Annotated in this window: 19 protein-coding genes; 10 read left to right on the top strand and 9 right to left on the bottom strand. The window is 73.7% G+C overall.

The genetic code is table 11. From position 1 onward, the window contains the following. Complete coding sequence (locus ACERUN_RS03800) at window positions 1–1,314, bottom strand: endonuclease/exonuclease/phosphatase family protein (protein ID WP_370288395.1); 1,314 nt, start codon at window positions 1,312–1,314, stop codon at window positions 1–3. A 189-nt stretch (window positions 1,315–1,503) separates the two neighbouring features. On the opposite strand from ACERUN_RS03800, the gene ACERUN_RS03805 reads away from it, so the two are divergent. The 4 genes from ACERUN_RS03805 (at window position 1,504) to ACERUN_RS03820 (ending at window position 8,124) form a co-directional block, all read left to right on the top strand. Then, window positions 1,504–3,222, top strand: a complete 1,719-nt coding sequence (locus ACERUN_RS03805) for a DEAD/DEAH box helicase (RefSeq protein ID WP_370288396.1) — start codon at window positions 1,504–1,506, stop codon at window positions 3,220–3,222. 114 nt (window positions 3,223–3,336) lie between these two features. Next, on the top strand, window positions 3,337–4,152 hold the full coding sequence (locus ACERUN_RS03810; RefSeq protein ID WP_370288397.1) for an SGNH/GDSL hydrolase family protein: 816 nt from the start codon (window positions 3,337–3,339) through the stop codon (window positions 4,150–4,152). Between the two features lie 77 nt (window positions 4,153–4,229). Further along, the gene (locus ACERUN_RS03815) at window positions 4,230–6,293 is read left to right on the top strand and encodes a penicillin-binding transpeptidase domain-containing protein (RefSeq protein ID WP_370288398.1); all 2,064 of its coding nucleotides are present in this window, start codon (window positions 4,230–4,232) and stop codon (window positions 6,291–6,293) included. Between the two features lie 349 nt (window positions 6,294–6,642). Further along, window positions 6,643–8,124 (top strand): NAD-dependent succinate-semialdehyde dehydrogenase, encoded by a 1,482-nt coding sequence (locus ACERUN_RS03820; RefSeq protein ID WP_370288399.1) that lies wholly within the window; start codon window positions 6,643–6,645, stop codon window positions 8,122–8,124. A gap of 119 nt (window positions 8,125–8,243) precedes the next feature. On the opposite strand, the gene ACERUN_RS03825 is transcribed toward ACERUN_RS03820, so the two are convergent. The 3 genes from ACERUN_RS03825 to ACERUN_RS03835 form a co-directional block, all read right to left on the bottom strand. Further along, complete coding sequence (locus tag ACERUN_RS03825) at window positions 8,244–9,308, bottom strand: TerC/Alx family metal homeostasis membrane protein (RefSeq protein ID WP_370288400.1); 1,065 nt, start codon at window positions 9,306–9,308, stop codon at window positions 8,244–8,246. Between the two features lie 133 nt (window positions 9,309–9,441). Further along, complete coding sequence (locus ACERUN_RS03830) at window positions 9,442–11,085, bottom strand: glycerol-3-phosphate dehydrogenase/oxidase (protein ID WP_370288401.1); 1,644 nt, start codon at window positions 11,083–11,085, stop codon at window positions 9,442–9,444. Next, a complete protein-coding gene (locus ACERUN_RS03835; RefSeq protein ID WP_370288403.1) occupies window positions 11,082–11,798 on the bottom strand; it encodes a TetR/AcrR family transcriptional regulator in 717 nt (238 codons plus the stop codon). The genes ACERUN_RS03830 and ACERUN_RS03835 overlap by 4 nt, the downstream gene beginning before the upstream one ends. Window positions 11,799–11,814: 16 nt before the next feature. Here ACERUN_RS03835 and ACERUN_RS03840 point away from each other — a divergent pair, with 16 nt between their 5' ends. After that, on the top strand, window positions 11,815–13,437 hold the full coding sequence (locus tag ACERUN_RS03840; RefSeq protein WP_370288404.1) for an FAD-binding oxidoreductase: 1,623 nt from the start codon (window positions 11,815–11,817) through the stop codon (window positions 13,435–13,437). Window positions 13,438–13,473: 36 nt separating this feature from the next. On the opposite strand, the gene ACERUN_RS03845 is transcribed toward ACERUN_RS03840, so the two are convergent. Further along, entirely contained in the window at window positions 13,474–14,148 is a 675-nt protein-coding gene (locus ACERUN_RS03845) for a pirin family protein (RefSeq protein WP_370288405.1), read from the bottom strand. Window positions 14,149–14,288: 140 nt separating this feature from the next. On the opposite strand from ACERUN_RS03845, the gene ACERUN_RS03850 reads away from it, so the two are divergent. Together ACERUN_RS03850 and ACERUN_RS03855 are read left to right on the top strand one after the other, a co-directional pair. Then, window positions 14,289–15,668, top strand: a complete 1,380-nt coding sequence (locus ACERUN_RS03850) for a glycoside hydrolase family 1 protein (RefSeq protein ID WP_370288406.1) — start codon at window positions 14,289–14,291, stop codon at window positions 15,666–15,668. A gap of 28 nt (window positions 15,669–15,696) precedes the next feature. Continuing rightward, a complete protein-coding gene (locus ACERUN_RS03855; protein WP_370288407.1) occupies window positions 15,697–16,668 on the top strand; it encodes an NADPH:quinone oxidoreductase family protein in 972 nt (323 codons plus the stop codon). A gap of 64 nt (window positions 16,669–16,732) precedes the next feature. Here ACERUN_RS03855 and ACERUN_RS03860 read toward each other — a convergent pair whose 3' ends face one another. Further along, window positions 16,733–17,308 (bottom strand): CAP domain-containing protein, encoded by a 576-nt coding sequence (locus tag ACERUN_RS03860; RefSeq protein ID WP_370288408.1) that lies wholly within the window; start codon window positions 17,306–17,308, stop codon window positions 16,733–16,735. Window positions 17,309–17,424: 116 nt separating this feature from the next. After that, window positions 17,425–18,096 carry a CAP domain-containing protein gene (locus tag ACERUN_RS03865; RefSeq protein ID WP_370288410.1) on the bottom strand — a complete coding sequence of 224 codons (672 nt, stop codon included), beginning with the start codon at window positions 18,094–18,096 and terminating at the stop codon, window positions 17,425–17,427. 131 nt (window positions 18,097–18,227) lie between these two features. On the opposite strand from ACERUN_RS03865, the gene ACERUN_RS03870 reads away from it, so the two are divergent. Beyond that, window positions 18,228–20,195 carry a M13 family metallopeptidase gene (locus tag ACERUN_RS03870; RefSeq protein ID WP_370288411.1) on the top strand — a complete coding sequence of 656 codons (1,968 nt, stop codon included), beginning with the start codon at window positions 18,228–18,230 and terminating at the stop codon, window positions 20,193–20,195. A 128-nt stretch (window positions 20,196–20,323) separates the two neighbouring features. Here ACERUN_RS03870 and ACERUN_RS03875 read toward each other — a convergent pair whose 3' ends face one another. Next, window positions 20,324–20,905, bottom strand: a complete 582-nt coding sequence (locus ACERUN_RS03875; RefSeq protein ID WP_370288412.1) for a hypothetical protein — start codon at window positions 20,903–20,905, stop codon at window positions 20,324–20,326. A gap of 88 nt (window positions 20,906–20,993) precedes the next feature. Then, window positions 20,994–21,368 carry a hypothetical protein gene (locus ACERUN_RS03880; protein ID WP_370288413.1) on the bottom strand — a complete coding sequence of 125 codons (375 nt, stop codon included), beginning with the start codon at window positions 21,366–21,368 and terminating at the stop codon, window positions 20,994–20,996. A gap of 320 nt (window positions 21,369–21,688) precedes the next feature. On the opposite strand from ACERUN_RS03880, the gene ACERUN_RS03885 reads away from it, so the two are divergent. Together ACERUN_RS03885 and ACERUN_RS03890 are read left to right on the top strand one after the other, a co-directional pair. Then, window positions 21,689–23,827 (top strand): DEAD/DEAH box helicase, encoded by a 2,139-nt coding sequence (locus ACERUN_RS03885; RefSeq protein WP_370288414.1) that lies wholly within the window; start codon window positions 21,689–21,691, stop codon window positions 23,825–23,827. 61 nt (window positions 23,828–23,888) lie between these two features. Continuing rightward, complete coding sequence (locus ACERUN_RS03890) at window positions 23,889–25,229, top strand: hypothetical protein (protein ID WP_370288415.1); 1,341 nt, start codon at window positions 23,889–23,891, stop codon at window positions 25,227–25,229. Window positions 25,230–25,258: the final 29 nt, after the last annotated feature.

Here is a 25,258-nt window from a genome sequence, read left to right on the forward strand (position 1 = left end):
TCAGGGGACGGGGATCGCGACCTCCACGAGCACCGGGTTGTGGTCGGAGGCCATCGGCTGGGCGTAGTACCCGGGGCGACCGAGGCGGTAGTCGACCTCCCAGCTGCGCACCGCGAGGCCGGGGGAGACGAAGATGCGGTCGACGTGGTCGCCCCAGGTCAGGCCCTTGCGGATCGTGCCGCGATCGTCGGAGGCGGAGTTGTAGAGCGGGAACGAGCGATAGGCCAGGGCCTGGTCGTAGGCGTCGTGGAAGCCGCGCGAGGCCATCACCCGGGCGGGTGCGTCGACCGAGCGGCTGCGGTTGGAGTTGTAGTCGCCGCCGAGCACGATCGGCTGGTTCGGCTGGGCGGCCCGCACCGCGGCGAGCACCGCGGAGGTCTGGCGGGCGCGGACCGTGTTGTCGCTCGAGGCGATGCCGTTCTGCAGGTGCAGCGCCACGACCACGACCTCCTTCTGGGTCGAGCGCTCGCGCACGCGCACCCAGCAGGCGCCGTGGGAGGGGTCGGAGGGTGCGAAGCTGATCGCGTCGGCCGTGCCGGACACGACCTCGTAGGTGGCGGTGCGCACGTAGATCGACTGCAGGAACGAACGCGCCCGACAGCCGTTGACGAAGGTGCCCGCCAGGGCGGAGTCGAGGAAGCCGCCGTCCTCGGCCGCCTGGCGTCCCTCCTCGATCGCGAGGACGTCGACCGCGCGGCCCCGGGGGCCCACGTTCATCTGCTGGATGCGGCGCACGACCTCCTTGCGGCGCGTCGTCCACGGGGCCATGCGGCTGCAGGCGGCACTGCACACGTTGAACGCGGCCATCGCCAGCGGCGCGGCGCCCGGCGCCGGGACCGCGCGATCGGCGCGGACGACGAGCTTGCACCGCACGTTGCCGTAGCCGCCGCGCGCCGACCCGGCGCGGGCGCGCACCTGGAAGCAGTAGGTGGCGCCCGGCACCAGGCCGGAGACGACACCGGTCTGGGTGGAGGCCGACGTGGCGCGGATGCCGACGGTGCGCTTGCGCGGCGACTTCGCGATCTGGCCGCCGTAGATCGGCCCGCCGGAGGCGGAGGGTGCGAACGTGATGTCGTAGGACCGCGCGCCGGCGACCTTGTTCCAGCGGATGGTCAGCGCGATCCGCCCGCCCACGCTCTTCTGCGCCACCGCCCAGTTCGGGCCGGGGCTGCGCAGCCCGGCGGCCTGAGCCTGCGGCACCGGGCCGAGAGCGGCCAGCAGCGTCGCGAGGGCGGCGAGGACGACGAGCAGCGCCGCGACCGTGCGGCCCGGCGTCGCGCCCGCGCCCGGAGCCGGGCGGGTGGGCAGGGGCATGGCGTCTCCTCGAGATCGGGGGGTGTCGCTCCACCCTAAGTCGGCGCGCGCCCGGATGACCTGACGACTTCGATGCCGCTGCTGCCGGGGTGTGGGAGTGGCGTGGCAGGGGGCGGGAGCGGCGCGGGTGACTCAGCGCACCGCGGCGACGATCAGCGCGCAGCCGCGCGCGGGGCCTAGGCTGTCGTCGTGAGTGACCCCGCTGGTGATACTGAGCACGAGACCGCCTCCTTCATCGACCTCGGTCTCGGTGAGCAGATCCTGAGTGCGCTGGCGTCGGTGGGCTACGAGTCCCCCTCGGCCATCCAGGCCCAGACCATCCCGCACCTGCTCGAGGGCCGCGACGTCCTCGGCCTGGCCCAGACCGGCACGGGCAAGACCGCCGCCTTCGCGCTGCCGATCCTCGACCGCCTGGACCTGTCGCAGAAGACGCCGCAGGCGCTGGTGCTCGCGCCCACCCGCGAGCTGGCGCTCCAGGTGTGCGAGGCGTTCGAGAAGTACGCCGCCGACCTGCGCGGAGTGAAGGTGCTGCCGGTCTACGGCGGCCAGGGCTACGGCGTGCAGCTCTCGGCGCTGCGCCGCGGCGTCCACGTGATCGTCGGCACGCCCGGGCGCATCATGGACCACCTCGACAAGGGCACCCTCGACCTCACCGAGCTGCGCTTCCTGGTGCTCGACGAGGCCGACGAGATGCTCAACATGGGCTTCGCCGAGGACGTCGAGACGATCCTCGCCGACACCCCCACCGACAAGCAGGTGGCGCTGTTCTCGGCCACGATGCCCACGCAGATCCGCAAGCTCTCGCAGACCTACCTCAACGACCCGGTCGAGATCGCGATCGAGCGCAAGACCCGCACGGCCGAGAACATCAAGCAGCGCTACCTCGTGGTGAGCTACCCGCAGAAGGTCGACGCGCTCACCCGCATCCTCGAGGTCGAGAACTTCGAGGCGATGATCGTCTTCGTCCGCACCAAGAACGAGACCGAGACCCTCGCCGAGAAGCTGCGGGCACGCGGCTACAGCGCGGCGGCCATCAACGGCGACATCGTGCAGGCCCAGCGCGAGCGCACCGTCAACCAGCTCAAGGACGGCAAGCTCGACATCCTCGTGGCCACCGACGTGGCGGCCCGCGGCATCGACGTGCCCCGCATCAGCCACGTCGTCAACTACGACATCCCCACCGACACCGAGGCCTACGTGCACCGCATCGGTCGCACCGGCCGCGCGGGGCGCAGCGGCGACGCGATCTCGTTCATCACCCCGCGTGAGCGCTACCTGCTCAAGCACATCGAGCGGGCCACCCGCTCCACCCTCGAGCAGATGCAGCTGCCGAGCGTGGAGGCGGTCAACGAGACCCGTCTGACCCGCTTCGACGACCAGATCACCGAGGCCCTCGGCTCGCCGAGCATCGACTTCTTCCGCGACGTGGTGCGCCACTACATCCGCGAGCACGACGTGCCCGAGGTCGACGTCGCCGCCGCGCTGGCGATCGTGATGCAGGGCGACAAGCCCCTGCTGCTCGAGCCGGAGCCCGAGCCGGAGCGTCGTCCTCGCTTCGAGCGCGACCGCCCCGACCGTGGCGAGCGGGGTGAGCGCCCCGGCCGCCGCGACGACCGCGAGCGCCCGCCGCGCAACGGCCCGCCGCTGGTGGCCTACAAGATCCAGGTCGGCAAGCGGCACCGTGTCGAGCCCCGCCAGATCGTCGGCGCCCTGGCCAACGAGGGCGGGCTCGACCGCCGCGACTTCGGCAAGATCACCATCCGGCCCGACTACTCCATCGTCGAGCTGCCGGCGAAGCTGCCCGACGGCGCCTGGGAGAAGCTGCAGCAGACCCGGATCAGCGGCAAGCTCATCGAGCTCGCCCGCGACTTCGGCCCGCCGAAGGGCAAGCGGCCTCCGCGCGACTGAGGTCGTGGGCAGGCCGACCGGCGGTCGGCGAGTGTTCGCCTGCTGATGGGTGACACCGACAGGGTGTTCGTGGTGGAGTGACCTGGCTCACATCCGCCCGTCCGAAGGTGCGCCATGTCTCGGTCCTCCCGCTCTGCCCTCCGCTCACCGCTCGCGGCGCTCGCCTCGATCGGCACGGCGCTCGCCGCGCTGCTCGTCGCCGCGCCCGCCCATGCCGCCGCCCCCGTCTACGTCGCCCTCGGCGACTCCTACTCCTCCGGCGTCGGCACCCGCTCCTACATCGACGACGGCACCAGCTGCCAGCGCTCGAACTACGCCTATCCCCGTCTCGTGGCCAACCAGAAGGGCTACGCGCTCACCCTCAGGGCCTGCTCGGGTGCCACCACCTCCACGGTCACCAGCAGCCAGCTGAGCGCCCTGTCGAGCAGCACGGCCTTCGTGACGATCTCGGTGGGCGGCAACGACGCGGGTTTCTCGGGGGTGCTCACCGAGTGCGCCAAGCCGGGCTGGGCGTCGAACTGCGACGGCGCGATCGACACCGCGCAGTCCTTCATCAACTCCACCCTGCCCGGCCGGCTCAGCAGCCTGTACGCCTCGATCCGCAGCAAGGCGCCCAACGCCCGCGTGGTCGTCGTCGGCTATCCCCGGGTGTTCAACGGTGAGGACTGCAACGCCGGCACCTTCTTCTCCTCGGCCGAGGAGACCCGCCTCAACGCCACCGCCGACCTGCTCAACGCCAAGCTGTCGGCAGCGGCGTCCGCGCGTGGCTTCCGCTGGGCCAACCCGACCTCCCGCTTCGTCGGGCACGCGGTGTGCGACAGCACCGAGTGGCTCAACGGCCTCTCCAACCCGATCTCCGAGAGCTACCACCCGAACCGGCTCGGCCACAGCAGCGGCTACGCCCCGCTCGTCGCCGGCCTGCTCGTTTGAGCCGCGCCGGTCGGAGCCCTGCGCGGCCCCAGCCCGCCTTCCGGTACGCGTCGGGGGCTGCTGGTAGAACCGTGGCCATGCGGCGATCCTCGGTAGTCGGCCTCCTCCTGCTCGTGCTCGCGGGCGGGTCGCTCGCGGCCTGCTCGGGCGACGATGCTGATGGTGCGCGGGCGCTCGCGCAGCGCCTGGCGGCCGCGCTGCGCCTCGATCCCGATGCACCGGCGGGGGCGTCGTCGTCGCCGTCAGCCGGCTCCTCGGCTTCGGCCGAGGCCTCCGCGTCGGCCTCCGCGTCGACCTCGGCGGCGGCCGGTCCGTCCCTCGCCACGCTCCCGTTCTCGGGTGTCTCCGGCGAGCAGGCCCAGCAGCGCTACGCCGCGATCGTCGACGGTCTCGGCCGGCTGCGTCCCGCCGTCGAGGCCGGTGACGTCGCCGTCGATGGTGACGCCGCCACCGCGAAGCTGCGCTGGTCGTGGCCGGTCGTCGACGGCGGCGAGGCCTGGACCTACACCTCCTCGGCCCGCCTCGTGCGCGTGGACGACGCGTGGGCCGTGCGCTGGTCGTCGGCCCTCGTGCAGCCCGAGCTCGCCGACGGCGACGTCCTCGACCTCACCTCGGCCGCCACGCCGCGCGCCGAGATCACCGGCGCTGGCGGCGAGGTGCTGGTCACCGAGCGCCCCGTCGTCCGGGTCGGGATCGACCGCTCGCGGCTCGAGGCCGATGCCGCCGAGGGCGCGGCGCGCGCGCTCGCGCGGCTGGTGGGCATCGACGTTGCCCCCTACGTCGCCACCGTCACCAAGGCGGGGCCGAAGGCGTTCGTCGAGGCCCTCACCTACCGCCGCGACGACGTCCCGGCGGCCGTGCGCGCCGGGCTCGAGCGCATCGACGGCGCCCGCACGGTCGACGACGAGCTCGCCCTCGCGCCCACCCGCGAGTTCGCCGCGCCGCTGCTCGGTCGGGTCGGGGCCGTGACGGCCGAGATGGTCGCCAAGGACCCAGCCGCCTACCGGCCGGGCGACATCGCCGGCATCAGCGGCCTGCAGGCCCGCTACGACGCGCAGCTGCGGGGCGTCCCCGCTCGCACGGTCTACGCCGTCCCCGCAGCGGCTGCCGCTGCGTCGGCGGCCCCGTCCGCCGGTGCGTCCGAGGAGCCGAGCAGCGCGGCGGACGAGGGAGGGCGCCGGGTGCTGTTCCAGATCGCCGCCAGGCCCGGCAAGCCCCTCGCGCTCACCCTCGACGCCCGTCTGCAGAGCCTCGGCGAGCGCATTCTCGCGGGCGTCGGGCCCGCCAGCGCGCTGGTGGCGATCCGCCCGAGCGACGGCGCCGTGCTCGCGGCCGTCAACGGGCCCGGCACCGGGGCGCGCAACGACGCGACCTTCGCCCGCTTCGCGCCCGGCTCCACCTTCAAGATCGTCTCCTCCCTCGCGCTCCTGCGCGCGGGTCTCACGCCCACCTCTCCAGTGCCCTGCACGCCGAGCGTCAGCGTCGACGGCAAGCGCTTCACCAACTACTCCGACTACCCGTCGTCCTCGCTGGGGCGGATCGAGCTCGGCGAGGCGGTGGCGCAGTCGTGCAACACCGCCTTCATCGGCTCGCGCTCCCGGGTCGGCGACGGCGACCTCGCCGCCGCCGCGGCCAGCCTCGGCCTCGGTGTCGACCACGACCTCGGCTTCCCCGCCTACTTCGGCCAGGTGCCGGCGCCCGAGAGCCGCACCGAGGCCGCCGCCGACCTCATCGGTCAGGGCAAGGTGCAGGCCTCCCCGATGGTCATGGCCACCGTGATCGCGAGCGTGCAGGCCGGGCGCACCGTCGTCCCCTACCTGGTGGAGGGCTCGACCTCCCCGGTGCCGAAGCAGGCGCGCAAGCTCTCGGCCGCGGAGGTGAAGGCTCTGCGCACGATGTTGCGACGCGTCGTCACCGAGGGCAGCGGACGCCGGCTGCTCGGCGTCCCGGGCGGCCCGGTGATCGCCAAGACGGGCACGGCCGAGTACGCCGACACCTCCACCGGGGGCGAGGTGCGCACCCACGCCTGGATGGTCGGCGCCCACGACGACATCGCGGTGGCGGTGTTCGTGCAGACCGGCGAGACCGGGTCGCAGACGGCCGGCCCGCTGCTCGAGCGCTTCCTGCGCGAGGCGCGCTGAGCGCTGGCGTCCGCGACAGCGGGCGATCGGGATCGCGGCCGAAAAAGGGAGCGGCCCCGCATCGCATGGGGTCAACGCGGGGCCTGTCGCCGATCCGGTGCTCCCTCCGAAGGGCGACGCACACGACGTTAGCAACCCCTGGTGGGGCGCACAGGGTTCGGGGCAGAAACGAGCCTGAAACCCCCTGTTTCCAGCCGATCGTCCGACGAGCCCGGGACCAAGATCCCGATCGACACGCCGCGAACGGGCGACCTCGGATGGGACGGGGGGCTCGCCCGTGCGCGGGCGGGGTCGCGGTCCTCGTCGCCGCGCCCCTGCGTCCTCACCCCCGCAGTGCCAGAGTGGGGCCATGAGCACCCGACCGACCCCTCAGGAATCCCTCGACCGGCTCCTGCCCGAGCACAACCGCCAGCTCCTGATCGGCGGGTCCTGGGTGCCCGCCGCCGGCGGCGGGCGCATCGACGTCCTCGACCCTGCCGACGGCGAGGTGCTCGGCACGATCGCCGACGGCACCACCGATGACGCCGTCCGCGCCCTCGACGCCGCCCACGCCGCGCAGGCGGAGTGGGCCGCCACCGCGCCCCGGGAGCGCGGCGAGATCCTGCGCCGCGCCTTCGAGCTCGTCACCGAGCGCGCCGACGACCTCGCCCTGGTGATGAGCCTCGAGATGGGCAAGCCCGTGGCCGAGGCCAAGGGCGAGGTCACCTACGGCGCGGAGTTCCTGCGCTGGTTCTCCGAGGAGGCCGTCCGCGTGCACGGTCGGTGGATGCACAACCCCGCCGGTGGCAGCCGCCTGCTCACCGTGCGCAAGCCCGTGGGCCCCTGCCTGTTCATCACGCCCTGGAACTTCCCCCTGGCGATGGGCACCCGCAAGATCGGCCCGGCGATCGCCGCCGGTTGCACGATGGTGATCAAGCCGGCCACGCAGACGCCCTACACGATGCTGCTGCTGGCCACGATCCTCGCCGAGGCGGGGCTGCCCGACGGCGTCCTCAACATCGTCACCACCCACGACGCCGGCGCGCTGAGCAGCACGCTGCAGGCCGACGACCGCCTGCGCAAGGTCAGCTTCACCGGCTCCACGGGCGTCGGCAAGATGCTCGTCAAGCAGTCGGCCGACCAGCTGCAGCGGATGTCGATGGAGCTCGGCGGCAACGCCCCCTTCCTCGTCTTCGCCGACGCCGATCTCGGCGCTGCCGTCGACGGCGCGATGGTGGCCAAGATGCGCAACATGGGTGAGGCCTGCACCTCGGCCAACCGCTTCCTCGTCGAGGAGTCGGTGGCCGAGGAGTTCGGTCGACGGTTGGCCGAGCGGATGGGCGCGCTGACCGTCGGCCGCGGCCAGGACGACGGCGTCGACGTCGGCCCCCTCATCGACGAGAAGGCCGTCTCCTCGGTCGCCGCCGTGGTCGAGGACGCCGTCGAGCGTGGTGCCCGCGTGCTCACCGGAGGCCAGGCGGTCGAGGGCCCCGGGTTCTTCTACGCGCCCACGGTGCTGGTCGACGTCCCTGCCGAGGCGGACGCGGTGACCACCGAGATCTTCGGCCCGGTCGCCCCCATCACCACCTTCGCCACCGAGGACGACGCCGTCCGCCTCGCCAACGCCACCGAGTACGGCCTGGCGGCCTACGCCTACACGCGCGACCTCGAGCGCACCATCCGCCTGGCCGAGCGGCTCGAGACCGGCATGCTCGGGATCAACACCGGCCTCGTCTCCAACCCGGCCGCGCCGTTCGGTGGCGTGAAGCAGAGCGGATTCGGTCGCGAGGGCGGGTTCGAGGGCATCGAGGAGTACCTCGACACCACGTACGTCGCCATCCCGATGTCCTGATCCCTTCTGGATCAGGCGGCACTGGGACGAGAAAACCGGCACATGGACGACGGAGTTCCGTCGTCCATGTGCCGGTTTCACCGGCCGGCCGGTGAAACTGCCACCGGCCGGCCGCACGATCAGCGGAGCGGAGCCGCCTCGTCGTCCTTGGCCTCGGCGTCGGCGCCGTGCGAGCCGGCACCGTCGCGGGTGGCGTAGAGGCTGGTGGCGGTGACGAGGGCGAGGATGCCGACGATCACGCCGAGCGAGAGCAGGGTCGGGATCTCGGGGACGCCGGTCCAGACCGTGTGCGCCCAGTGCAGCACCAGCTTGACGCCGATGAAGCCGAGGATCGCGGCGAGGCCGAAGCCGAGGTGCACCAGGCGGGCGACCGCGCCCTGCAGCACGAAGTAGAGCGCGCGCAGGCCCAGGAGGGCGAAGGCGTTGGTGATGAACACCAGGTAGGGGTCGTTGGTGATGCCGTAGACCGCGGGCACGGAGTCGATCGCGAAGACGATGTCGGTCATGAAGACCGCCATGATCACCAGCGCGAACGGGGTCAGGTGCTTCACGCCGTCGATGCGGGTGACCATCTTGGTGCCGTCGTAGTCGTTGGTGACGGGCATGAAGCGGCGGGCCAGCTTCACGACGCGGATGTTCTCGACGTCCACGGTGTGCTCGTCGCCCTTGATGGTGTCCTTCATCAGCTTGGCGCCCGTGAGCAGCAGCACCAGGCCGAAGACGAGGAAGACCCAGGTGAAGTTGGCCAGGGCGGCAGCACCGAGGGCGATGAAGATCGAGCGCAGCACGAGCGCGCCGATGATGCCGTAGAGCAGCACGCGCTGCTGGAGCGCGCTGGGCACCGCGAAGGCGGTGAGCAGCAGCATGAAGACGAAGAGGTTGTCGACGCTCAGCGACTTCTCGACCAGGTAGCCCGTGTAGTACTCGACGCCGCGCTCGCTGCCGTACTGGGCGAGCAGGAAGAAGCCGAAGGTCACGGGCAGGGCGATGTAGAACGCCGACCAGCCGATGGCCTCGCGCATCGAGACCTCGTGAGGCTTGCGGGTCACGACGAAGTCGACCGCCAGGAGGGCGAGGACGCCGACGATGGAGACCGCCCACAGCGTGGGAGTGCCGATGGTGTCGATCAGGCCGGTTCCGCCGGATTCGGCGGCGGCGTAGGGGAGATTCAGGGCAGGAGGCATGGCTCGTCCTTCAGGACCGTGTCATGAAGTCTCCCTCACCGGTGCGTCTCAGGCTCCGGCGTCGCCCGGGGCGGTCATGGGACCGCCGTACTGACCGAACGAACTTGGCGAGGTACTCCCCTCCTAAGTGATTTTACAGGGAGGGTGGTCGCGTCGGCGAGTCCAACACCTCGCCGACGCCGCGGGCCCCGGCACCTCGCCACTGCGCGGACCGGTCCACCCACTCCTGGACGACGCCCCGCGCCGCCGCGCGGTCGGCCGTGACGAGCCCCAGGCGGGTGCGCCGATCGAGCAGGTCGTCGGCGTCGGCCGCGCCCTCGTGGGTGAGGCCGACGACGATCTCGGCCACCGTCGGGGCCTCCACGCCGCTCGCCGCGGACGTCGGCAGCGCGGCGGCGAGCTGCTCGTCGTCCAGGCCGGTGGTGGCGCGGGCGACGTCGAGCACGGCCTCGGCGTCCGCGCCGAAGCGGCGCACGAGCCGCACCCCGCCCGGCCCGAGCCGCTGGTGCAGGCGCGCGGTCAGCGCCGCGAGCACCGGCCGCGGTGCCGCGCCCGCGAGGGGCAGCCGAGCGGTGCGGCAGGGATCGGCCGCGCGGGCGAGGGTGGGTCCGGCCTCGGCGAGTGCGGCGTCGACGGCTTCCTCGGCCATGCGGCGATAGGTGGTGAGCTTGCCGCCGACGACGCTCACGATGCCGCCGCCGGTGAGGACGGCGTGGCGGCGCGACAGGTCGGCGGTGGCACCCGTGCCGGTGTCGAGCAGCGGCCGCAGACCGGCGAAGGCGCCCACCACGTCGGTGCGCCGCAGGGGGCGCTCGAATGCGCTGGCCGCCACCTCCAGCAGGAAGCGGACCTCCGCCTCGGTGGGCTCGGGGACGTCGGGCACCGGGCCGGTGACCGGCTCGTCGGTGAGGCCGACGTAGACCCGACCGTCGGGCTGCGGCAGCACGAGCACGAAGCGGTTGCGGCTGCCGGGGATGGGCACGAAGACGCCGGCGCGCAGCCCGGGCAGGGTGTCGCGGCCCAGCACGAGGTGGGTGCCGCGGGAGGGGCGCAGTCGCACCTCGGGGGTGATCTCGCCGGCCCACACGCCGGCGGCGTTGACGACCGCCTGGGTGTGCACCTCGTGGTGCGCGCCGCTCAGCTCGTCGCGCAGGACGACGCGCCGCCCCGAGGCTGCCACGACCCGGGCCCGGGTGCGCACGTGGGCACCGTGCTGCGCGGCGGTGCGGGCGATCGTGACGACGAGGCGGGCGTCGTCCTCGAGGCGGCCGTCCCAACCGAGCAGGCCGCCGCGCAGGCCGTCGCGTCGCAGGCCCGGCGCGAGCCGCAGCGCGCCGGCGGCGTCGAGGCGTCGCGGTCCGGGCAGCGTGTCGGACCCGGTGCCGGCGCTGCGCCGCAGCACGTCGCCGGCCCGCAGTCCGGCGGCGGTGAGCAGCGCGGTGGGCCTGCCGACCGCGGCGCCGAGCGGCACGAGCGTGGCCATCGGCTCGGTGAGGTGCGGCGCCGTCACCTCCATGAGGACGCCGCGCTCGATCGCGCTCTCGCGGGCCACCGCGACCTGCCCGGAGGCGAGGTAGCGCAGACCGCCGTGCACGAGTTTCGACGACCACCGGCTGGTGCCGAAGGCGAGGTCGACGGCGTCGACGGCGAGCACGCGCAGCCCGCGGGCGGCGGCGTCCAGGGCCACGCCCGCGCCCGTGACGCCAAGCCCGATCACGACGAGGTCGACGTCGCTCGGCGCATCGGCCAGCCCCGGCGTGATGCGCCGGGCCCTCATCGCCCGCTCCGGCCCGCTGTGTCGGTGGGTGCGAGCAGCCCGACCACGGCGCGCTCGAGGGCGTCGTCGAGGCAGGCCTGGTCGACGTCGGCGTCGATCATCGTGGAGGCCGAGAGCGCGAAACCGTGCGCGGTGAGCAGCACCGCTCGGGCCAGGGCGATCGGTTCCCCGCGGCGGACGACGCCGGCGCGCTGCCCGTCGGCGATCTCGGTGCCGAGCAGCTCGGCGATCAGGTCCTGCGTGCGGCCGCGTCGTTGGAAGAGGTAGGGCAGCACGATCTCCGGGTCGAGCTGGAGCACGCGCGAGAAGAGCTCGTTGGCGCGCAGGGCGCCGAGCAGCGCGCGCAGGTCGGCGGCGATCCGAGCGGGGGTCGCGGCGGCGCGGCCGGTGTCCTCGTCGCGCAGCACGCCCAGCAGTCCGGCGGCCTCGCGGGTGAGCAGGTCGCCGAGCAGGGTCTCGCGGTCGGGCCAGGCGCGGTAGATCGACATGCGGGAGATGCCGGCCCGGCGAGCGACCTCGGTGAGGGTCGTGCGGCGCCACCCGAGGTCGAGCAGGGTGGCCCGCGCGGCGTCCAGGGCGGCGTCGCGGGCCAGCTCGCGGCCCGGCGCGCCCTCCTCGACGGACCGGGCGCCATCGCGGTCGCCCGCCGCGATCCCGGTTCCTGCGACGACGTCGTCGGAGCGATGCGCATCGATGTGACGAATGTCGTCCATGTGTCACACTCTAGCGGTGGAACGCCCCCTCCCCGCCGCACCCTCGCCCGAACGACACCAGCCGGAGATGCCGCCCACGCGCTGGGGTGACCCCGATCACGCGCCGGGTCTCGGTGAGAGCGCGCGCGCCCTGGTCGAGCTGGCGTTCGGGCTGCACCCGCGCCCGGCGGCCGCCGAGGTCGAGCTGCCGCCGAGCCGGCTCGCCCCCGCCCACCGCGAGCAGCTCGAGGCGCTGCTGGGGCCCGACGCCGTGCGCACCGACGACGCCGTCCGCCGCCTGCGCACCCGCGGCAAGTCGACCCCCGACCTGCTGCGCCAGCGCGAGGGCGACCTCGACGACGCGCCGGACGTCGTCGTCCGCCCCGGTGACCACGACCAGGTGCAGCAGGTGCTCGCCTGGGCCACCCGCGAGCGGGTCGCGGTGGTGCCCTTCGGCGGCGGCACCTCGGTAACCGGCGGCCTGGTGGCGCACCGCGGCGACCTCGCCGGCGTGGTGAGCCTCGACCTCGGCGGCCTGCGACGACTGATCGCGGTCGACCCGGTCGCGAGCACGGCGACCCTCGAGCCCGGCCTGCGCGGCCCCGAGGCCGAGGCGCTGCTCGCCGAGCACGGCCTGATGCTCGGCCACTACCCGCAGTCCTTCGAGTACGCCAGCATCGGCGGGTTCGCCGCCACCCGCTCGAGCGGTCAGTCGAGCGCGGGTTACGGCCGCTTCGATGCCCTCGTCGTCGGCCTGCGCGTGGCCACGCCGGTGGGCGAGGTGCGCCTCGGGACGGCGCCCGCCGACGCTGCGGGGCCGGACCTGCGCCAGCTCTTCCTCGGCTCCGAGGGTGCCTTCGGCGTGATCACCGAGGTGACCGTGCGCGTGCGCCCCCTGCCCCAGGTGCGCGTCTACGAGGGCTGGCACTGGCCCGACTTCACCACCGGCGCCGAGGCGATGCGCGCGCTCGCCCAGAGCGACCTGCTGCCCACTGTCCTGCGGCTCTCGGACGAGTCCGAGACGGCGATCAACCTGGCCGACCCCGGGCGCGTCGGCGCCGGGCAGGAGGCCGCGGCACCGTCGGGCGGCTGCCTGATGATCGTCGGCCTCGAGGGCACCGAGGCGGCGGTGGCCGCCAAGCGCGCCGCGGTGCGCGACGTCCTCGAGGCCATGGGAGGCACCCCGCTCGGCGAGGGTCCCGGGGCGGCGTGGGCCGAGGGCCGCTTCGCCGGCCCCTACCTGCGCGACGACCTGCTCGACGTCGGCGTGCTGGTGGAGACGCTGGAGACCGCGACCTTCTGGAGCAACCGCGAGCGGCTCTACCGCGACGTCCGCGCGGCCCTCGAGGCCGAGCTCGGCGAGGGCACGCTCGTGCTCTGCCACATCTCACACGTGTACCCCACCGGCTGCTCGCTCTACTTCACCGTGGCCACGCCCGGCGGCGGCGACCCGCTCGCGCGCTGGCTGCCGGCCAAGGCCGCCGCCAGCGAGGCCATCGTGCGCGCCGGCGCCTCCATCACCCACCACCACGCCGTGGGCACCGACCACCGTCCGTGGCTGGCCGCCGGCATCGGCGAGGTGGGGGTCGAGGTGCTGCGAGCGGTCAAGGCGCGCCTCGACCCCGCGGGGGTGCTCAACCCCGGGGTGCTCATCCCCTGAAGCGCGGCCCCCACCGGCCTCGCACCGGCGTGCGACTCAGGCCTCGAAGCTCCACACGAGCAGCTCGGTGGGCACCGCGGCCACCACCTCGTGGGCGGGCTCGTCGACGAGCAGGAAGGCGTCGCCCGCGGCCAGCGGCTCCGCGAGGGAGGAGCGCAGCAGGGCCCCGCTGACCAGGTAGGCGTGCACGCGGGCGGCCGCGGGCAGAAGGAGGCGCTCGTGCGCGCCGAGCCGGGCGAGGCCGAGACGCGCGCCCGGCACGCCCAGCCCCAGCGGGGCGTCGTCCACGCTCGAGGCCACCGGCACGAGGCCCGAGCCGGCCTCGGCCGCGATGGCGGCGTGGGCGTAGGAGACCTCGGCACCGGCCGCGTCGGCCGCGTCGGCCGCGTCGGCCGCGTCGGGACGGGGCGCGAGCCACACCTGCACGAACCGGCACGGGCCGTCGTCCGAGGCGATCTCGGCGTGCCGCACCCCCTCGCCGGTGCGCAGCACCGCGGCGGTGCCGGCCGGCAGGACGACCGGCTCGCCGTCGTCACCGGTGTGCACGAGGGCGCCCTGCGCCACCCAGGTGACGATGTTGAGGTCGCGGTGCTCGTGCTCGCTGAAGCCGGCCCCGCGACCCAGCAGGTGGTCGTCGTGGCACACGATCGGGCCGAAGGAGAGGCGCTCGGCGTCGTAGTGCTGCCCGAAGGAGAACGCGTGACGGCTCAACCGACGCCCCTCGCGTTCGATGAACCTCTCGGAACCTCTGCGGATCTCGACACTCACGTGTCAGATTGTGCAGGTCGGCGGCAGGGACGTGGTCGGCGCGTTGCCGGTGGTGACGGCGACGCGAGAGGGTGTGGAGCATCGTGAACGAGCGCGCGCAACGCCCGGAGCTGGATCCCGCCTGGCTCGGCCAGCGGCTTCCCGGGGGATTCGTGCTCGGCACGGCCACCGCGGCCTACCAGGTCGAGGGCGCCGTGGACGACGATGGCCGCACACCGTCGGTGTGGGACACCTTCTGCGGCGTGCCCGGTGCGATCGTCGACGCGAGCACCGGCGAGGTGGCCTCCGACCACTACCGGCGCCGCGCCGACGACCTGCGGCTGCTGGGCCGGCTCGGTGCGCCCGCCCACCGTTTCTCCGTGGCGTGGTCGCGGGTCCAGCCCGGCGGTCGCGGCCCGGTCAACGTCGCCGGCCTCGACCACTACGACCGCTTCGTCGACGGCCTGCTCGAGGTCGGCGTCCGCCCGGTCGTCACCCTCCTGCACCGCGACCTCCCCCAGGGCCTCGAGGACGACGGCGGCTGGCTCAACCGCGCGACCATCGACCGCTTCGCCGAGTACGCCGCGATCGTCGGCGAGCGCCTGGCCGACCGGGTCGGCGACTGGATCCCGGTCGATCAGCCCAACGTCGTCACGCGGTCGGGATACGTGGTCGGCACCGAGGCGCCGGGGCGGCAGCTGGGCCTCGACGCCATCGTGGTGGCGCACCACCTGCTGGTGGCCCACGGGCGCGCCGCCATCGCGCTGCGCGCGGCGGGGGCCCTGTCGGTCGGCTGCGCCACGAACCACGCCCCGGTGTGGCCGGCCAGCGACGACCCCGCCGATGTCGGCGCGGCCAAGCTCTACGACCTCCTCTGGAACGGGCACTACCTCGAGGGGATGCTGCTGGGGCGCTACTCGCCCGACCTCGAGCTGCTCTGCGAGGACGTCATCCGGGACGGCGACCTGGCGACCATGCGCCAGCCGCTCGACTTCTACGGCATCACCTACGACCACCCGCTGCGCGTGGCCGCCGCCGCGGAGGACGCCCCGCTGCCGGTCGAGCAGCGCCTCGTGCTGGGCCATCCCTTCACCGACGCCGACCGCCCGGTGGTGCCGGAGGCCCTGCGCGAGTTCCTCATCATGATGCGGGCCCGCTTCCGCGCAGCAGTGCCGCCGATCGTCGTCACCGGGCTCACGCCGGCCTACGCCACCGGGCCCGACGCCGCCGGCCACGTGGACGACGCCCCGCGCATCGAGTACCTCGCCGCCCACCTGCGGGCGGTGGCCGAGGCGGCGCAGCGCGGCGTCGACGTGCGCGGCGTCTACGTCCCCCTTCTCGACGGGTTCGAGTGGGCCGACGGGATGAGCCAGCGCACCGGGCTCGTCCACGTCGACCACGCCACGGGGGAGCGCACCCCGAAGGCCTCCTTCGCGTGGGTGGCCGAGGTGGCGGCCGCGCTGGCCGAGCGCCCCGTCGAGTAGCGACCGGGCACGGCGTAGCGTGCGGGGCATGCGCGCGATCCAGGTCGTCACCACCACCGGCCCCGGCGACGTCGTCGTCAACGAGGTGCCCGAGCCCACGCCCGCCGAGCACGAGGTGCTCGTGGACGTGCACACCGTGGGGGTCTCCTTCCCCGACCTTCTGCTGAGCCGCGGCGAGTACCAGCTGCGCCCGGACCCGCCCTTCACCCTCGGCGTCGACTTCGCCGGCACCGTCGTCTCGGGTCCGGGCTTCGCGCGGGGCGACCGGGTGGCCGGGGTCTTCGCCTACGGCGGGGCGGCCGAGCGGGTGGCCATGTCGCCGGACTACCTCTTCGCCCTGCCCGAGGAGATCGACTTCAAGGCCGCCGCGGCGCTGCCGATGAACTACCTGACCGCCCTCTTCGCCCTCGAGGAGCGCGGCGGTCTGCGCCCCGACGAGACGGTGCTGGTGCACGGTGCCGCGGGCGGTGTCGGCACGGCGAGCCTGCAGGTGGCGCGCGCGCTCGGAGCGCGCACCATCGCGGTGGTGAGCACCGAGGAGAAGGCGGCCTTCGCCCGTGCCGCCGGAGCCCACGAGACCGTGCTCGCCGAGGGATTCCGCGACGCCGTCCGCGAGCTCACGGGCGGGCGCGGGGTCGACGTCGTCCTCGACGTGGTGGGCGGCGACTCGTTCACCGACTCGCTGCGCTCACTGGCACCGCAGGGGCGCGTGCTCGTGGTGGGCTTCGCGGCCGGCCAGGGCATCCCCGAGGTCAAGGTCAACCGGCTGCTGCTGAACAACGTCGACGTGCGCGGCGTGGGCTGGGGTGCCTACGCCTTCGCCACGCCCGGCTACCTCCAGCAGCAGTGGGCCCGACTGCTGCCGATGATCACCGCCGGCCACGTGCGCCCGCCCATCGGCAAGGTGTACGCCGCCGAGGAGTTCGCCCGGGCGCTGCAGGACATGGACGATCGCGCTGCGCTCGGCAAGCTCGTCGTCCGCCTGCGCGGAGCCGCCTGAGCCCAGCCGCCTGCGCCCAGCCGCCTGAGCCCAGCCGCCTGCGCCGATCCGCCTGCCGGGACGGTCAGCGACGACCGGCGTTGAGCGTCCACCAGGTGGTGTTGCCGCCGGCGAACACGGAGATGCCGACGTCGCGCAGCGAGCAGTCGAGCAGGATCGCGCGGTGCACGCGGCTGTTGAGCCACGCGGTGACGACCTGCTGGGCGGTGCGGGGACCCGAGGCGAGCGCCTCGCTCGCCCTCTTGGCCCGGTAGCCGGCGGCCGCGATGCGCCGGTCGAAGGAGGGCTCGCCGGGCAGCTGGTGGCTGAGCTGGCGTCGGGTGGCCATCCGCTTGCTGTGGGCGGTGGCCGAGCGCACGAGCGCGGGGTGGGACTTCAGGGGAACGCAGCGCGCGCGGGCGCGGGCCTTGTTGATCACCGCGATCGTGTCGCCGACCAGCGTGCGAGCGACCACGCGCTCCCCGGTCGGGCCGCTGCCGGCGACTCCCGTGGCCGCCTGGGCCGGCGCCGCGGCACCGAGCACGCTGACGGCGAGGACCGTGGCGAGCGCGGCGGCGAGGCCGGCGATCGCGGTGCGGGTGCTGCGCCACCGCAGGTGCGGGCGCTGCGCGGTCGGGACGAGGCTGGCGGGCGGGACCATGGACCCATCGTGGGTCCTGGTGAATCGGGACGCCACCACCTGTGGCCAGGAGGGGACGAACGCCTCGGCGTCCTAGTCCGAAAGGACTAGGACAGCGGGACCGGTGCGCCGATGGCTCAGCGCCAGCCGAAGTTCTGGGTCCACCACAGCTCGCCGTTGAGCAGGACGACGCCCACCCCGAGGTCGCGCAACCGGCAGTCGAGGATGTTGCGACGGTGGCCGGGGCTGCCCATCCAGGCCTTCACCACCGCCACCGGGCCACTGAAGCCCTGGGCGATGTTCTCCGCCACGAGGCGCCAGTTGCGATAGCCGGCGTTCGTGATGCGCGCCGAGAAGAACGGCTCGCCCGGCAGCTGGTGCGACATCGTCCCCGCGGCCGCCATCGCCACGGTGTGGCGTCGGGCCGAGACGATGAGGGCGCGCGAGGACCGCAGGTTCGCGCAGCCGTGCAGGCGCCGCTCTCGGTTGGTCAGGGCGAGCACCTGCCCCTCGAGCACGCGCTGCACGAGGGCGCGGGCCGCAGCCGGACGGCCCTGGCCGCCGACCACCCGCGGGACCGCGGTCGCGGCCACGGGGCGGAGGTCGGTGCTGGTGCTGGTGCCGGTGCTGGTGCTGGTGGTGACCGAGGCGTCGTCCGCGCGGGCGGGGGTGCCGACGGTGACCACCGCTGCGGTCGTCCCCACGAGCACCGACGCCGTGGCGACGAGGACGACGAGCAGTCGCCGTCCACGGCCCCGGCGGGCGGCTCGGGGCGGGTGGACGTCGCGGGAGCGCGTCGTCGGAGCCATGTCCCCCGCCATCGGGGCCCGGGTGCGGTGGTTGAGGAGGCGGGTGGGGAATCGGGACCGGAGTCCCGCAGATCGCGGCCGGTCGGCGCCGACCCGGCGCCGGGTCGGCGGTGCTGGCTAGGCTCGAGCGCGTGAGCATCCTCGACGACGCCCGTCCGGGCATGGACCCCGCCATCCGTCCGCAGGACGACCTCTTCGGTCACGTCAACGGCACCTGGCTCGACGAGACCGAGATCCCCTCCGACCGCTCCAGCTGGGGCCCCTTCGTGCAGCTGGCCGACCAGGCCGAGGAGCACGTGCGCGAGATCATCACCGACCTCGCCGCCGACCCCGCCTCCGGCTCGGTGCCCGAGGACGCGCGCAAGATCGCCGACCTCTTCAACTCCTTCATCGACGCCGAGCGCGTCGAGGCGGCCGGCCTCGCCCCCGTCCAGCCGCTGATCGACGCGGTCGGGGCGCTGCGCGACGTCCGCGACGTCGCCGCCTTCCTCGGCGAGTTCGAGCGCGTGGGTGGCTACGGCCTCTTCGGCTCCTACATCGACACCGACTCCAAGGCCTCCGACCGCTACCTCTTCCACCTCACCCAGGGCGGCCTGGGGCTGCCCGACGAGTCGTACTACCGCGACGAGAAGTTCGCCGAGATCCGCACCGCCTACACCGCGTACCTGACGACGATGCTCACCATCGGCGGGCACGACGACCCCGCTGCCGCCGCGCAGCGGGTGCTCGACCTCGACACCGAGCTCGCCCGCGGGCACTGGGAGCGTGCCGAGACCCGCGACGTGCAGAAGACCTACAACCTCCTCACCGAGGAGTCGCTGCGCGAGCTGTGCCCGGCCTTCGACTGGACCGCCTACATCACCAACCTCGGCGGCCACCTCGACGGTCAGCACGCCACGCTGGCCGAGGTCGTGGTGCGCCAGCCGTCGTACTTCGAGCACCTCTCGCAGGTGCTGGAGGCCACGCCGATCGAGACGCTGCGCGAGTGGTTCCTGACCCGCGTGCTCCGCTCGGCCGCGCCCTACCTCACCGACCAGCTGGTGCAGACGAACTTCGACTTCTACGGCCGCACCCTCTCGGGCACCCCTGAGCTGCGGGCGCGCTGGAAGCGCGCGGTGGCCTTCGTCGAGGGCGCGATGGGCGAGGCCGTGGGGCGCGAGTACGTCGCGCGGCACTTCCCGCCGTCGTCCAAGGCGATGATGGACGAGCTCGTCGCCAACCTGCTCGCGGCCTACCGCCAGTCGATCAGCCGCCTGGACTGGATGACGGAGGAGACCAAGGAGCGGGCCTACGAGAAGCTCGCCACCTTCCGGCCCAAGATCGGCTACCCCGAGCGCTTCCGCGACTACAGCGCGCTCGTCGTCGTCCCCGACGACCTGGTGGCCAACGTGCACGCCGCCTCCGCCTTCGAGACCGATCGGCAGCTGCTGAAGATCGGCTCGCCGGTCGACCGCGACGAGTGGTTCATGCTGCCGCAGACCGTGAACGCCTACTACAACCCCGGCACCAACGAGATCTGCTTCCCGGCCGGCATCTTGCAGAAGCCCTTCTTCAGCCCCGTCGCCCACCCGGCCGAGAACTACGGCGGCATCGGCGCGGTGATCGGCCACGAGGTCGGGCACGGCTTCGACGACCAGGGTGCGCAGTACGACGGCGAGGGCAACCTCAACGACTGGTGGACCCCGGCCGACAAGGCCGCCTTCGAGGTGAAGTCCAAGGCGCTCATCGAGCAGTACGACGGCTTCGAGCCGCGCAACCTGCCGGGTGAGAAGGTCAACGGTTCGCTCACCGTCGGCGAGAACATCGGCGACCTCGGCGGCCTCACCATCGCCCACACCGCCTACCTCATCGCGGTGGCGGGCGAGGGCCGCGAGGCCACCACGGAGGAGCGGCAGAAGCTGTTCGTTAACTGGGCCTACGTGTGGCGCACCAAGCGCCGCGAGGAGCAGGAGCGCCAGTACCTCACCATCGACCCCCACAGCCCGCCGGAGTTCCGCGCCAACATCGTGCGCAACCTCGACGAGTTCCATGAGGTCTTCGCCACCGCCCCCGGCGACGGCCTCTGGCTCGATCCCGAGGAGCGCGTGCGGATCTGGTGAGCGGGCGGCCGCCGGTGGCGGATTCACCGGCCGGCCGGTGAAACTGGCACTGGGACGAGGGAGTTCCGTCGTCCCAGTGCCAGTTTCCTCCTCCCAGTCGGGACCGCGGCCGCGCCTACGCCTCGGCCTCAGCCGATCTGCACGGTGAACGGCTGGTTGAACTGCAGGTCGATGGGCTGGCCCTCCGGCGTGAAGGAGGTCTTGCGGGTGATGACGCCGAAGGCGTCGTTGCAGCCGATGATGACCTCCTGACTGACCAGGCGGAGCGCGGGCGCCACCGGGTTGTCGCGGCCGTCGATGCCCACGGTCATCGGTGTGGTCGTGGGAGTGGCGACGGTGCGTCCCGCCGCATCGATGAGATAGATGCAGTAGATGCCCTCGACGTCGTGATCGACGCGCACTCCGATCCCGGGCGCGGTGCGGATCGTGCGGACCGACCCGTCGGCCCGCACCGCGACGCTGGCGAGGAGCAGACCTCCCAGCCGCCCTCGCGCGGCGGCGGAGAGGTCACCGAGCCCGAGGGAGCCGTCGCGCACCTCAGCGCCGCTCAGGGCGCCGTCCTTGAGGTCGACGCCGGTCACCGTGCCGTTCTTGAGGTCGGCGCCCGTGACGGACTCGTTCTTGATCTGCTTGCCGGTGATCAGGGCGCCGGCGACGGCTCCGCCGCTTCCGGCGGCGACCACGAGGACGACGGCGGCGAGCAGCGCCATGGACGGAAGTCAGCGGGCGCCGCCGGTGCGGCGGGGACGGGAGTGCATGGGGCCAGCATCGGTCCGGAGGCCCGGTGTGTCCGGCGAATCAGCCGATCTGGAAGACGAATGGCTCGTCGCTCGCGGTGATCGACCCGTCGGTGAGGCGCACGTGCGTCCGCACGGTCCAGGCGCCCTGGGGGCACGCCGTCGACGGTGCGGCAGGGTCGGCGACGTCCTGGCTGCCCAGCGAACTGTCGGCGACGTCCTGGCTGCCGAGGCTGCGATCCGCGATGTCGGCGCTGCCGACGGTGCCGTTGCGCAGGTCGGCGCCGGTGACGGACTCGTTCTTGATCTGCTTGCCGGTGATGAGGGCGCCGGCCACCGCACCGCCGCTGCCAGCGACGAGCGCGAGGACGACGGCCGCAGCGAGCACCGCGGCCGAGGGGTTCCGGTGGGTGCGCCGAGGGCGGGCATGGGACATGGGCCCAGCTTGGCCGGTGGGTCGCGTCGTCGCAGCCGATCGAGAGTGACGGGTGGTCATGGCACACGCCAGCGCACGGTGCGGAAAAAGTAGAGCAGCCGCTGGCGTCTCGGGTCACCAGCGGCTGCAAGAAGAACAGTAGCCGGGTTCACCAAAACGGTGAACAGATTCGAGAAAATGTCCGCATCGCGGACTGCAGACGTTCGCTTCGTGAACTTTCTTGCATCGGCCCGCCTGCTGCCGCGCCGCGGATGCCCCCGCACCCCCGCCCTGTGGACGACGCCCGCCTCGCCGTCGGGGGTGGCTGATAGACACCCGGTATGACCTCCCCCGCCGCCACCGCCTCGCTCCGCCCCCGTGCCGAGGAGCACCTGCGCGCGCTGGTGGGTCGCCCCGACGCGCGTCTGCGCGACGACCAGTGGACGGCGATCGAGGCGCTCGTCGAGCAGCGCCGCCGCGCGCTCGTCGTCCAGCGCACGGGGTGGGGCAAGTCGGCGGTGTACTTCGTGGCCACCCTCCTGCAGCGCGAGCGCGGGGCGGGCCCGACGGTGATCATCTCGCCGCTGCTGGCGCTGATGCGCAACCAGATCGCGGCGGCCGAACGCGCCGGCATCCGGGCGGTCACGGTGAACTCCACCAACATGGACCAGTGGGACGAGGTGCACCAGCGGGTCGCGGCCGGCGAGGTCGACGTGCTGCTCGTGAGCCCCGAACGGCTCAACAACCCGGGCTTCCGCGACGAGGTGCTGCCGCGGCTCGCGGCCAGCTGCGGCCTCCTGGTGGTCGACGAGGCGCACTGCATCTCCGACTGGGGGCACGACTTCCGGCCCGACTACCGGCGCATCCGCACGCTGCTCGACGAGCTGCCCGCAGGCATCCCGGTGCTGGCCACCACCGCCACCGCCAACCAGCGCGTCACGTCCGACGTCGCCGAGCAGCTGGGGGCCGACACGCTGGTCCTGCGCGGCAGCCTCGACCGCGCCTCGCTGCGCCTCGGCGTCGTCCGGTTGCCCGATCCGGCGCGACGGCTCGCGTGGCTCGCCGACCACCTCGCCGCGCAGCCGGGCAGCGGCATCGTCTACTGCCTCACCGTGGCAGCCACGCAGGAGGTGGCCGACTACCTGCGCTCGCGGGGGCACACCGTGGCGGCCTACTCCGGGCAGACCGAGCAGACCGAGCGGCTCGCGCTCGAGCAGGCGCTGATCGACGGGGAGGTCAAGGCGCTCGTGGCCACCAGCGCGCTGGGCATGGGCTTCGACGCCTCCCTCGGCTTCGTGGTGAACCTCGGCGCCCCCAGCAGTCCCGTCGCCTACTACCAGCAGGTGGGCCGCGCCGGACGCGGTCACGACCTCGGGCCGGAGGGCGCCTCCGTCGTCCTGCTCCCGGCACCGGAGGACCGTGACATCTGGGCCTACTTCGCCTCCCTCGCCTTCCCCCGCGAGGACGTCGTGCGCCGCACCCTCGACGTCCTCGCCGCGGAGGGCCGGGCGATGAGCACGGCCGCGCTCGAGCCGCTGGTCGACCTCTCGCGCACCCGCCTGGAGACCATGCTCAAGGTGCTCGACGTCGACGGCGCCGTCCGGCGGGTGCGCGGCGGCTGGGAGTCCACGGGCCAGCCGTGGGCCTACGACGCCGAGCGCTACGAGCGTGTCGCCGCCGCTCGTGCGGCCGAGCAGCAGGCGATGGTCGACTACCTCGCCACCGAGGAGTGCCGGATGCGCTACCTGCGCCGGCAGCTGGATGACCCCGAGGTGCTGGCCGATCCGGACTGGCGGTGCGGGCGCTGCGACCGTTGCGGCGGGCTCGCGCTGCCCGAGGAGGTCTCCCAGTCCTCCGTCGACGAGGCTGCGCAGCGCCTGGCTCGTCCGGGCGTGCCGATCGACGCGCGCAAGCAGTGGCCGAGCGGCCTCGCTGCAGCGGGCCTGTCTCTCTCCGGACGCATCAAGGCCCCGGCTCAGGAGGGGCGGGCTGTCGCCCGACTCACCGATCTGGGCCACGGCTCGGCACTGCGCGCCCTCTTCGCCCTCGGCCCCGACGGTCGCGTCGTCGACGGTCCGGTGCCCGACGCCCTGGCGCGGGCCATGGTCGCGATGCTGCAGGAGTGGCGGCCGGCGATCGACGCCATCGTCGTCGCCGAGTCGCAGCGGCGCCCGCAGCTGGTCGGCGACCTCGCCGCCGGCCTCTCCCGCTTCCTCGACCGCCCGGTCGTCGGTCGCTGGGCACTGGTCGACGCGAGCGTCGAGCCCGACCGCGGGGCCACCAACTCCGCCCAGCGTGTGATCGCGGTCAGCCGCCGCTGTGCGCTGCGCCTCGACACCCCGGACGCCGTCGCCGGTCGTCGCGTGCTGCTCGTCGACGACCGCCTCGTCACCGGCTGGTCGCTCACCCTGGCCGCGCAGGCTCTCACCGAGGCCGGCGCCGACGCCGTGCTCCCGCTGGTGCTGGGCGTCTCGGCGTGAGGGGGCCCGCGGCACCGCGCGCCGCCCGCCCCACGCGGCGATCGCGTCCTAGAGTCGCGCCATGACCGACGACGCTCCCTCCACCGGCGACTCCGGCGACACCACCGCCGACACCGCCGGCGGCACCCCCGAGCAGCCCGCGGAGCAGCCGACGACCGCCGACCACCGGCCCGACGACGGCCGCGACGCGACCTCGACCGATCCGACGCCGACGCTCGCGACGCGTCCTCCGATCGTCAACGACCCGCTGCCGCTCGACGAGGGCTCCGACGGGCCGCGCGAGCCCGGCCGGCCCGCCGTCGCCGCGGCCCCGGCGGCTCCCGCGCGCTCGGGCCTCGGCGCAGCCCTGGCACCGCTCGGTGCCGGCCTCCTCGGCGGTGCCGTGCTGGTCTCCACCGTGCGCGCGCGCTCCGACGGCGAGCTCGACGCGTCCGTGTTCGCCACCGGCGTGATCGCCACCGTCGTCCTCCTCGCCGTGGCCGCGGTCGCGGCGATCCTGGCCGAGCGTCGTCCGGGTGGTCGCGCCCGCGAGGACGCCGTCACCTGGCCCGGCGTCGTCGGCATCCTCGGTGTCGTGGCGATGGTCGGCGTCGGGGTCGACTCCGACGAGCGCTGGTTCGCCTACCTCGAGGGCGGTCTGCTCGCCGGGCTGTCCGCGCTCGGCTATGTGATCGCGCGTCGCCCCGCCTTCGTGGTCGCCGCGATCGGCGGGCTCGCCCTGCTCTACGGCCTCGCCTTCGAGGACCTCGTGGCCGACAGCGTCGACGGTGCCAGCTCGGTGGTCGTGGGCGCTGGCGCGGTGGCGGCGTTCGTCGTCCTCGTCACGGTGATCGGTTGGGTGCTGCCCAGCCGTGTCGTCGCCGGTGTGGCCGTCGGCGTGGCAGGCGTCGTCGCCTACGTCGGCATCCTGGCCAGCTTCATCGTGCTGCGCCTGCTCGGCTCGTTCTTCGCCGACCTCGGCCCCGGACTGTTCAGCGGGTTGGACGTCTCCGCCGGCGGGTCGCCCGCGATCCAGGGTGGGGGCGGCACCTCCCGCCTCGCCACGGCCGAGGGTGACAGCCCCTTCGGCGACTTCGGCTTCTCCTCCTCCGACGTGTGGTGGGTGCTGGCCTTCGCCGGCGGCCTCAGCCTGCTGTGGGCGCTGGCCTCCTGGTTCTCGGACGCCTCGGGCTTCGCGGTCCTCGCGGTCGTGATGCCGACGGTCACCATCCCGCTCGGGGCTGCCGCCCTGGCCGTCGAGCACCCCACGTGGTGGTCGGTCGCCACCGGCGCCGCGGGCGGGGTGCTCGTGCTCGGTGCCGCTCTGCTGGCGCGCCGACGCGCTGCCACGGTGAAGGCGGCTGAGCAGCAGGCCGAGTACGACCTCGACCCGGCCCCGGGCCCCGGCCCCGTCCTGCCCTGACCGCAGGCCGTCACGGCCCGCGCGATCGG

It is taken from the genome of Nocardioides sp. (assembly GCF_964229035.1).
GTDB lineage: Bacteria > Actinomycetota > Actinomycetes > Propionibacteriales > Nocardioidaceae > Nocardioides.

Bases quoted from the DNA above. Each gene is read 5' to 3' on its own strand.
- ACERUN_RS03800 (WP_370288395.1), bottom strand. From the start codon at position 1,314: ATGCCCCTGCCCACCCGCCCGGCTCCGGGCGCGGGCGCGACGCCGGGC.
- ACERUN_RS03810 (WP_370288397.1), top strand. From the start codon at position 3,337: ATGTCTCGGTCCTCCCGCTCTGCCCTCCGCTCACCGCTCGCGGCGCTC.
- ACERUN_RS03815 (WP_370288398.1), top strand. From the start codon at position 4,230: ATGCGGCGATCCTCGGTAGTCGGCCTCCTCCTGCTCGTGCTCGCGGGC.
- ACERUN_RS03820 (WP_370288399.1), top strand. From the start codon at position 6,643: ATGAGCACCCGACCGACCCCTCAGGAATCCCTCGACCGGCTCCTGCCC.
- ACERUN_RS03825 (WP_370288400.1), bottom strand. From the start codon at position 9,308: ATGCCTCCTGCCCTGAATCTCCCCTACGCCGCCGCCGAATCCGGCGGA.
- ACERUN_RS03830 (WP_370288401.1), bottom strand. From the start codon at position 11,085: ATGAGGGCCCGGCGCATCACGCCGGGGCTGGCCGATGCGCCGAGCGAC.
- ACERUN_RS03835 (WP_370288403.1), bottom strand. From the start codon at position 11,798: ATGGACGACATTCGTCACATCGATGCGCATCGCTCCGACGACGTCGTC.
- ACERUN_RS03855 (WP_370288407.1), top strand. From the start codon at position 15,697: ATGCGCGCGATCCAGGTCGTCACCACCACCGGCCCCGGCGACGTCGTC.
- ACERUN_RS03860 (WP_370288408.1), bottom strand. From the start codon at position 17,308: ATGGTCCCGCCCGCCAGCCTCGTCCCGACCGCGCAGCGCCCGCACCTG.
- ACERUN_RS03865 (WP_370288410.1), bottom strand. From the start codon at position 18,096: ATGGCTCCGACGACGCGCTCCCGCGACGTCCACCCGCCCCGAGCCGCC.
- ACERUN_RS03875 (WP_370288412.1), bottom strand. From the start codon at position 20,905: ATGGCGCTGCTCGCCGCCGTCGTCCTCGTGGTCGCCGCCGGAAGCGGC.
- ACERUN_RS03880 (WP_370288413.1), bottom strand. From the start codon at position 21,368: ATGTCCCATGCCCGCCCTCGGCGCACCCACCGGAACCCCTCGGCCGCG.
- ACERUN_RS03885 (WP_370288414.1), top strand. From the start codon at position 21,689: ATGACCTCCCCCGCCGCCACCGCCTCGCTCCGCCCCCGTGCCGAGGAG.
- ACERUN_RS03890 (WP_370288415.1), top strand. From the start codon at position 23,889: ATGACCGACGACGCTCCCTCCACCGGCGACTCCGGCGACACCACCGCC.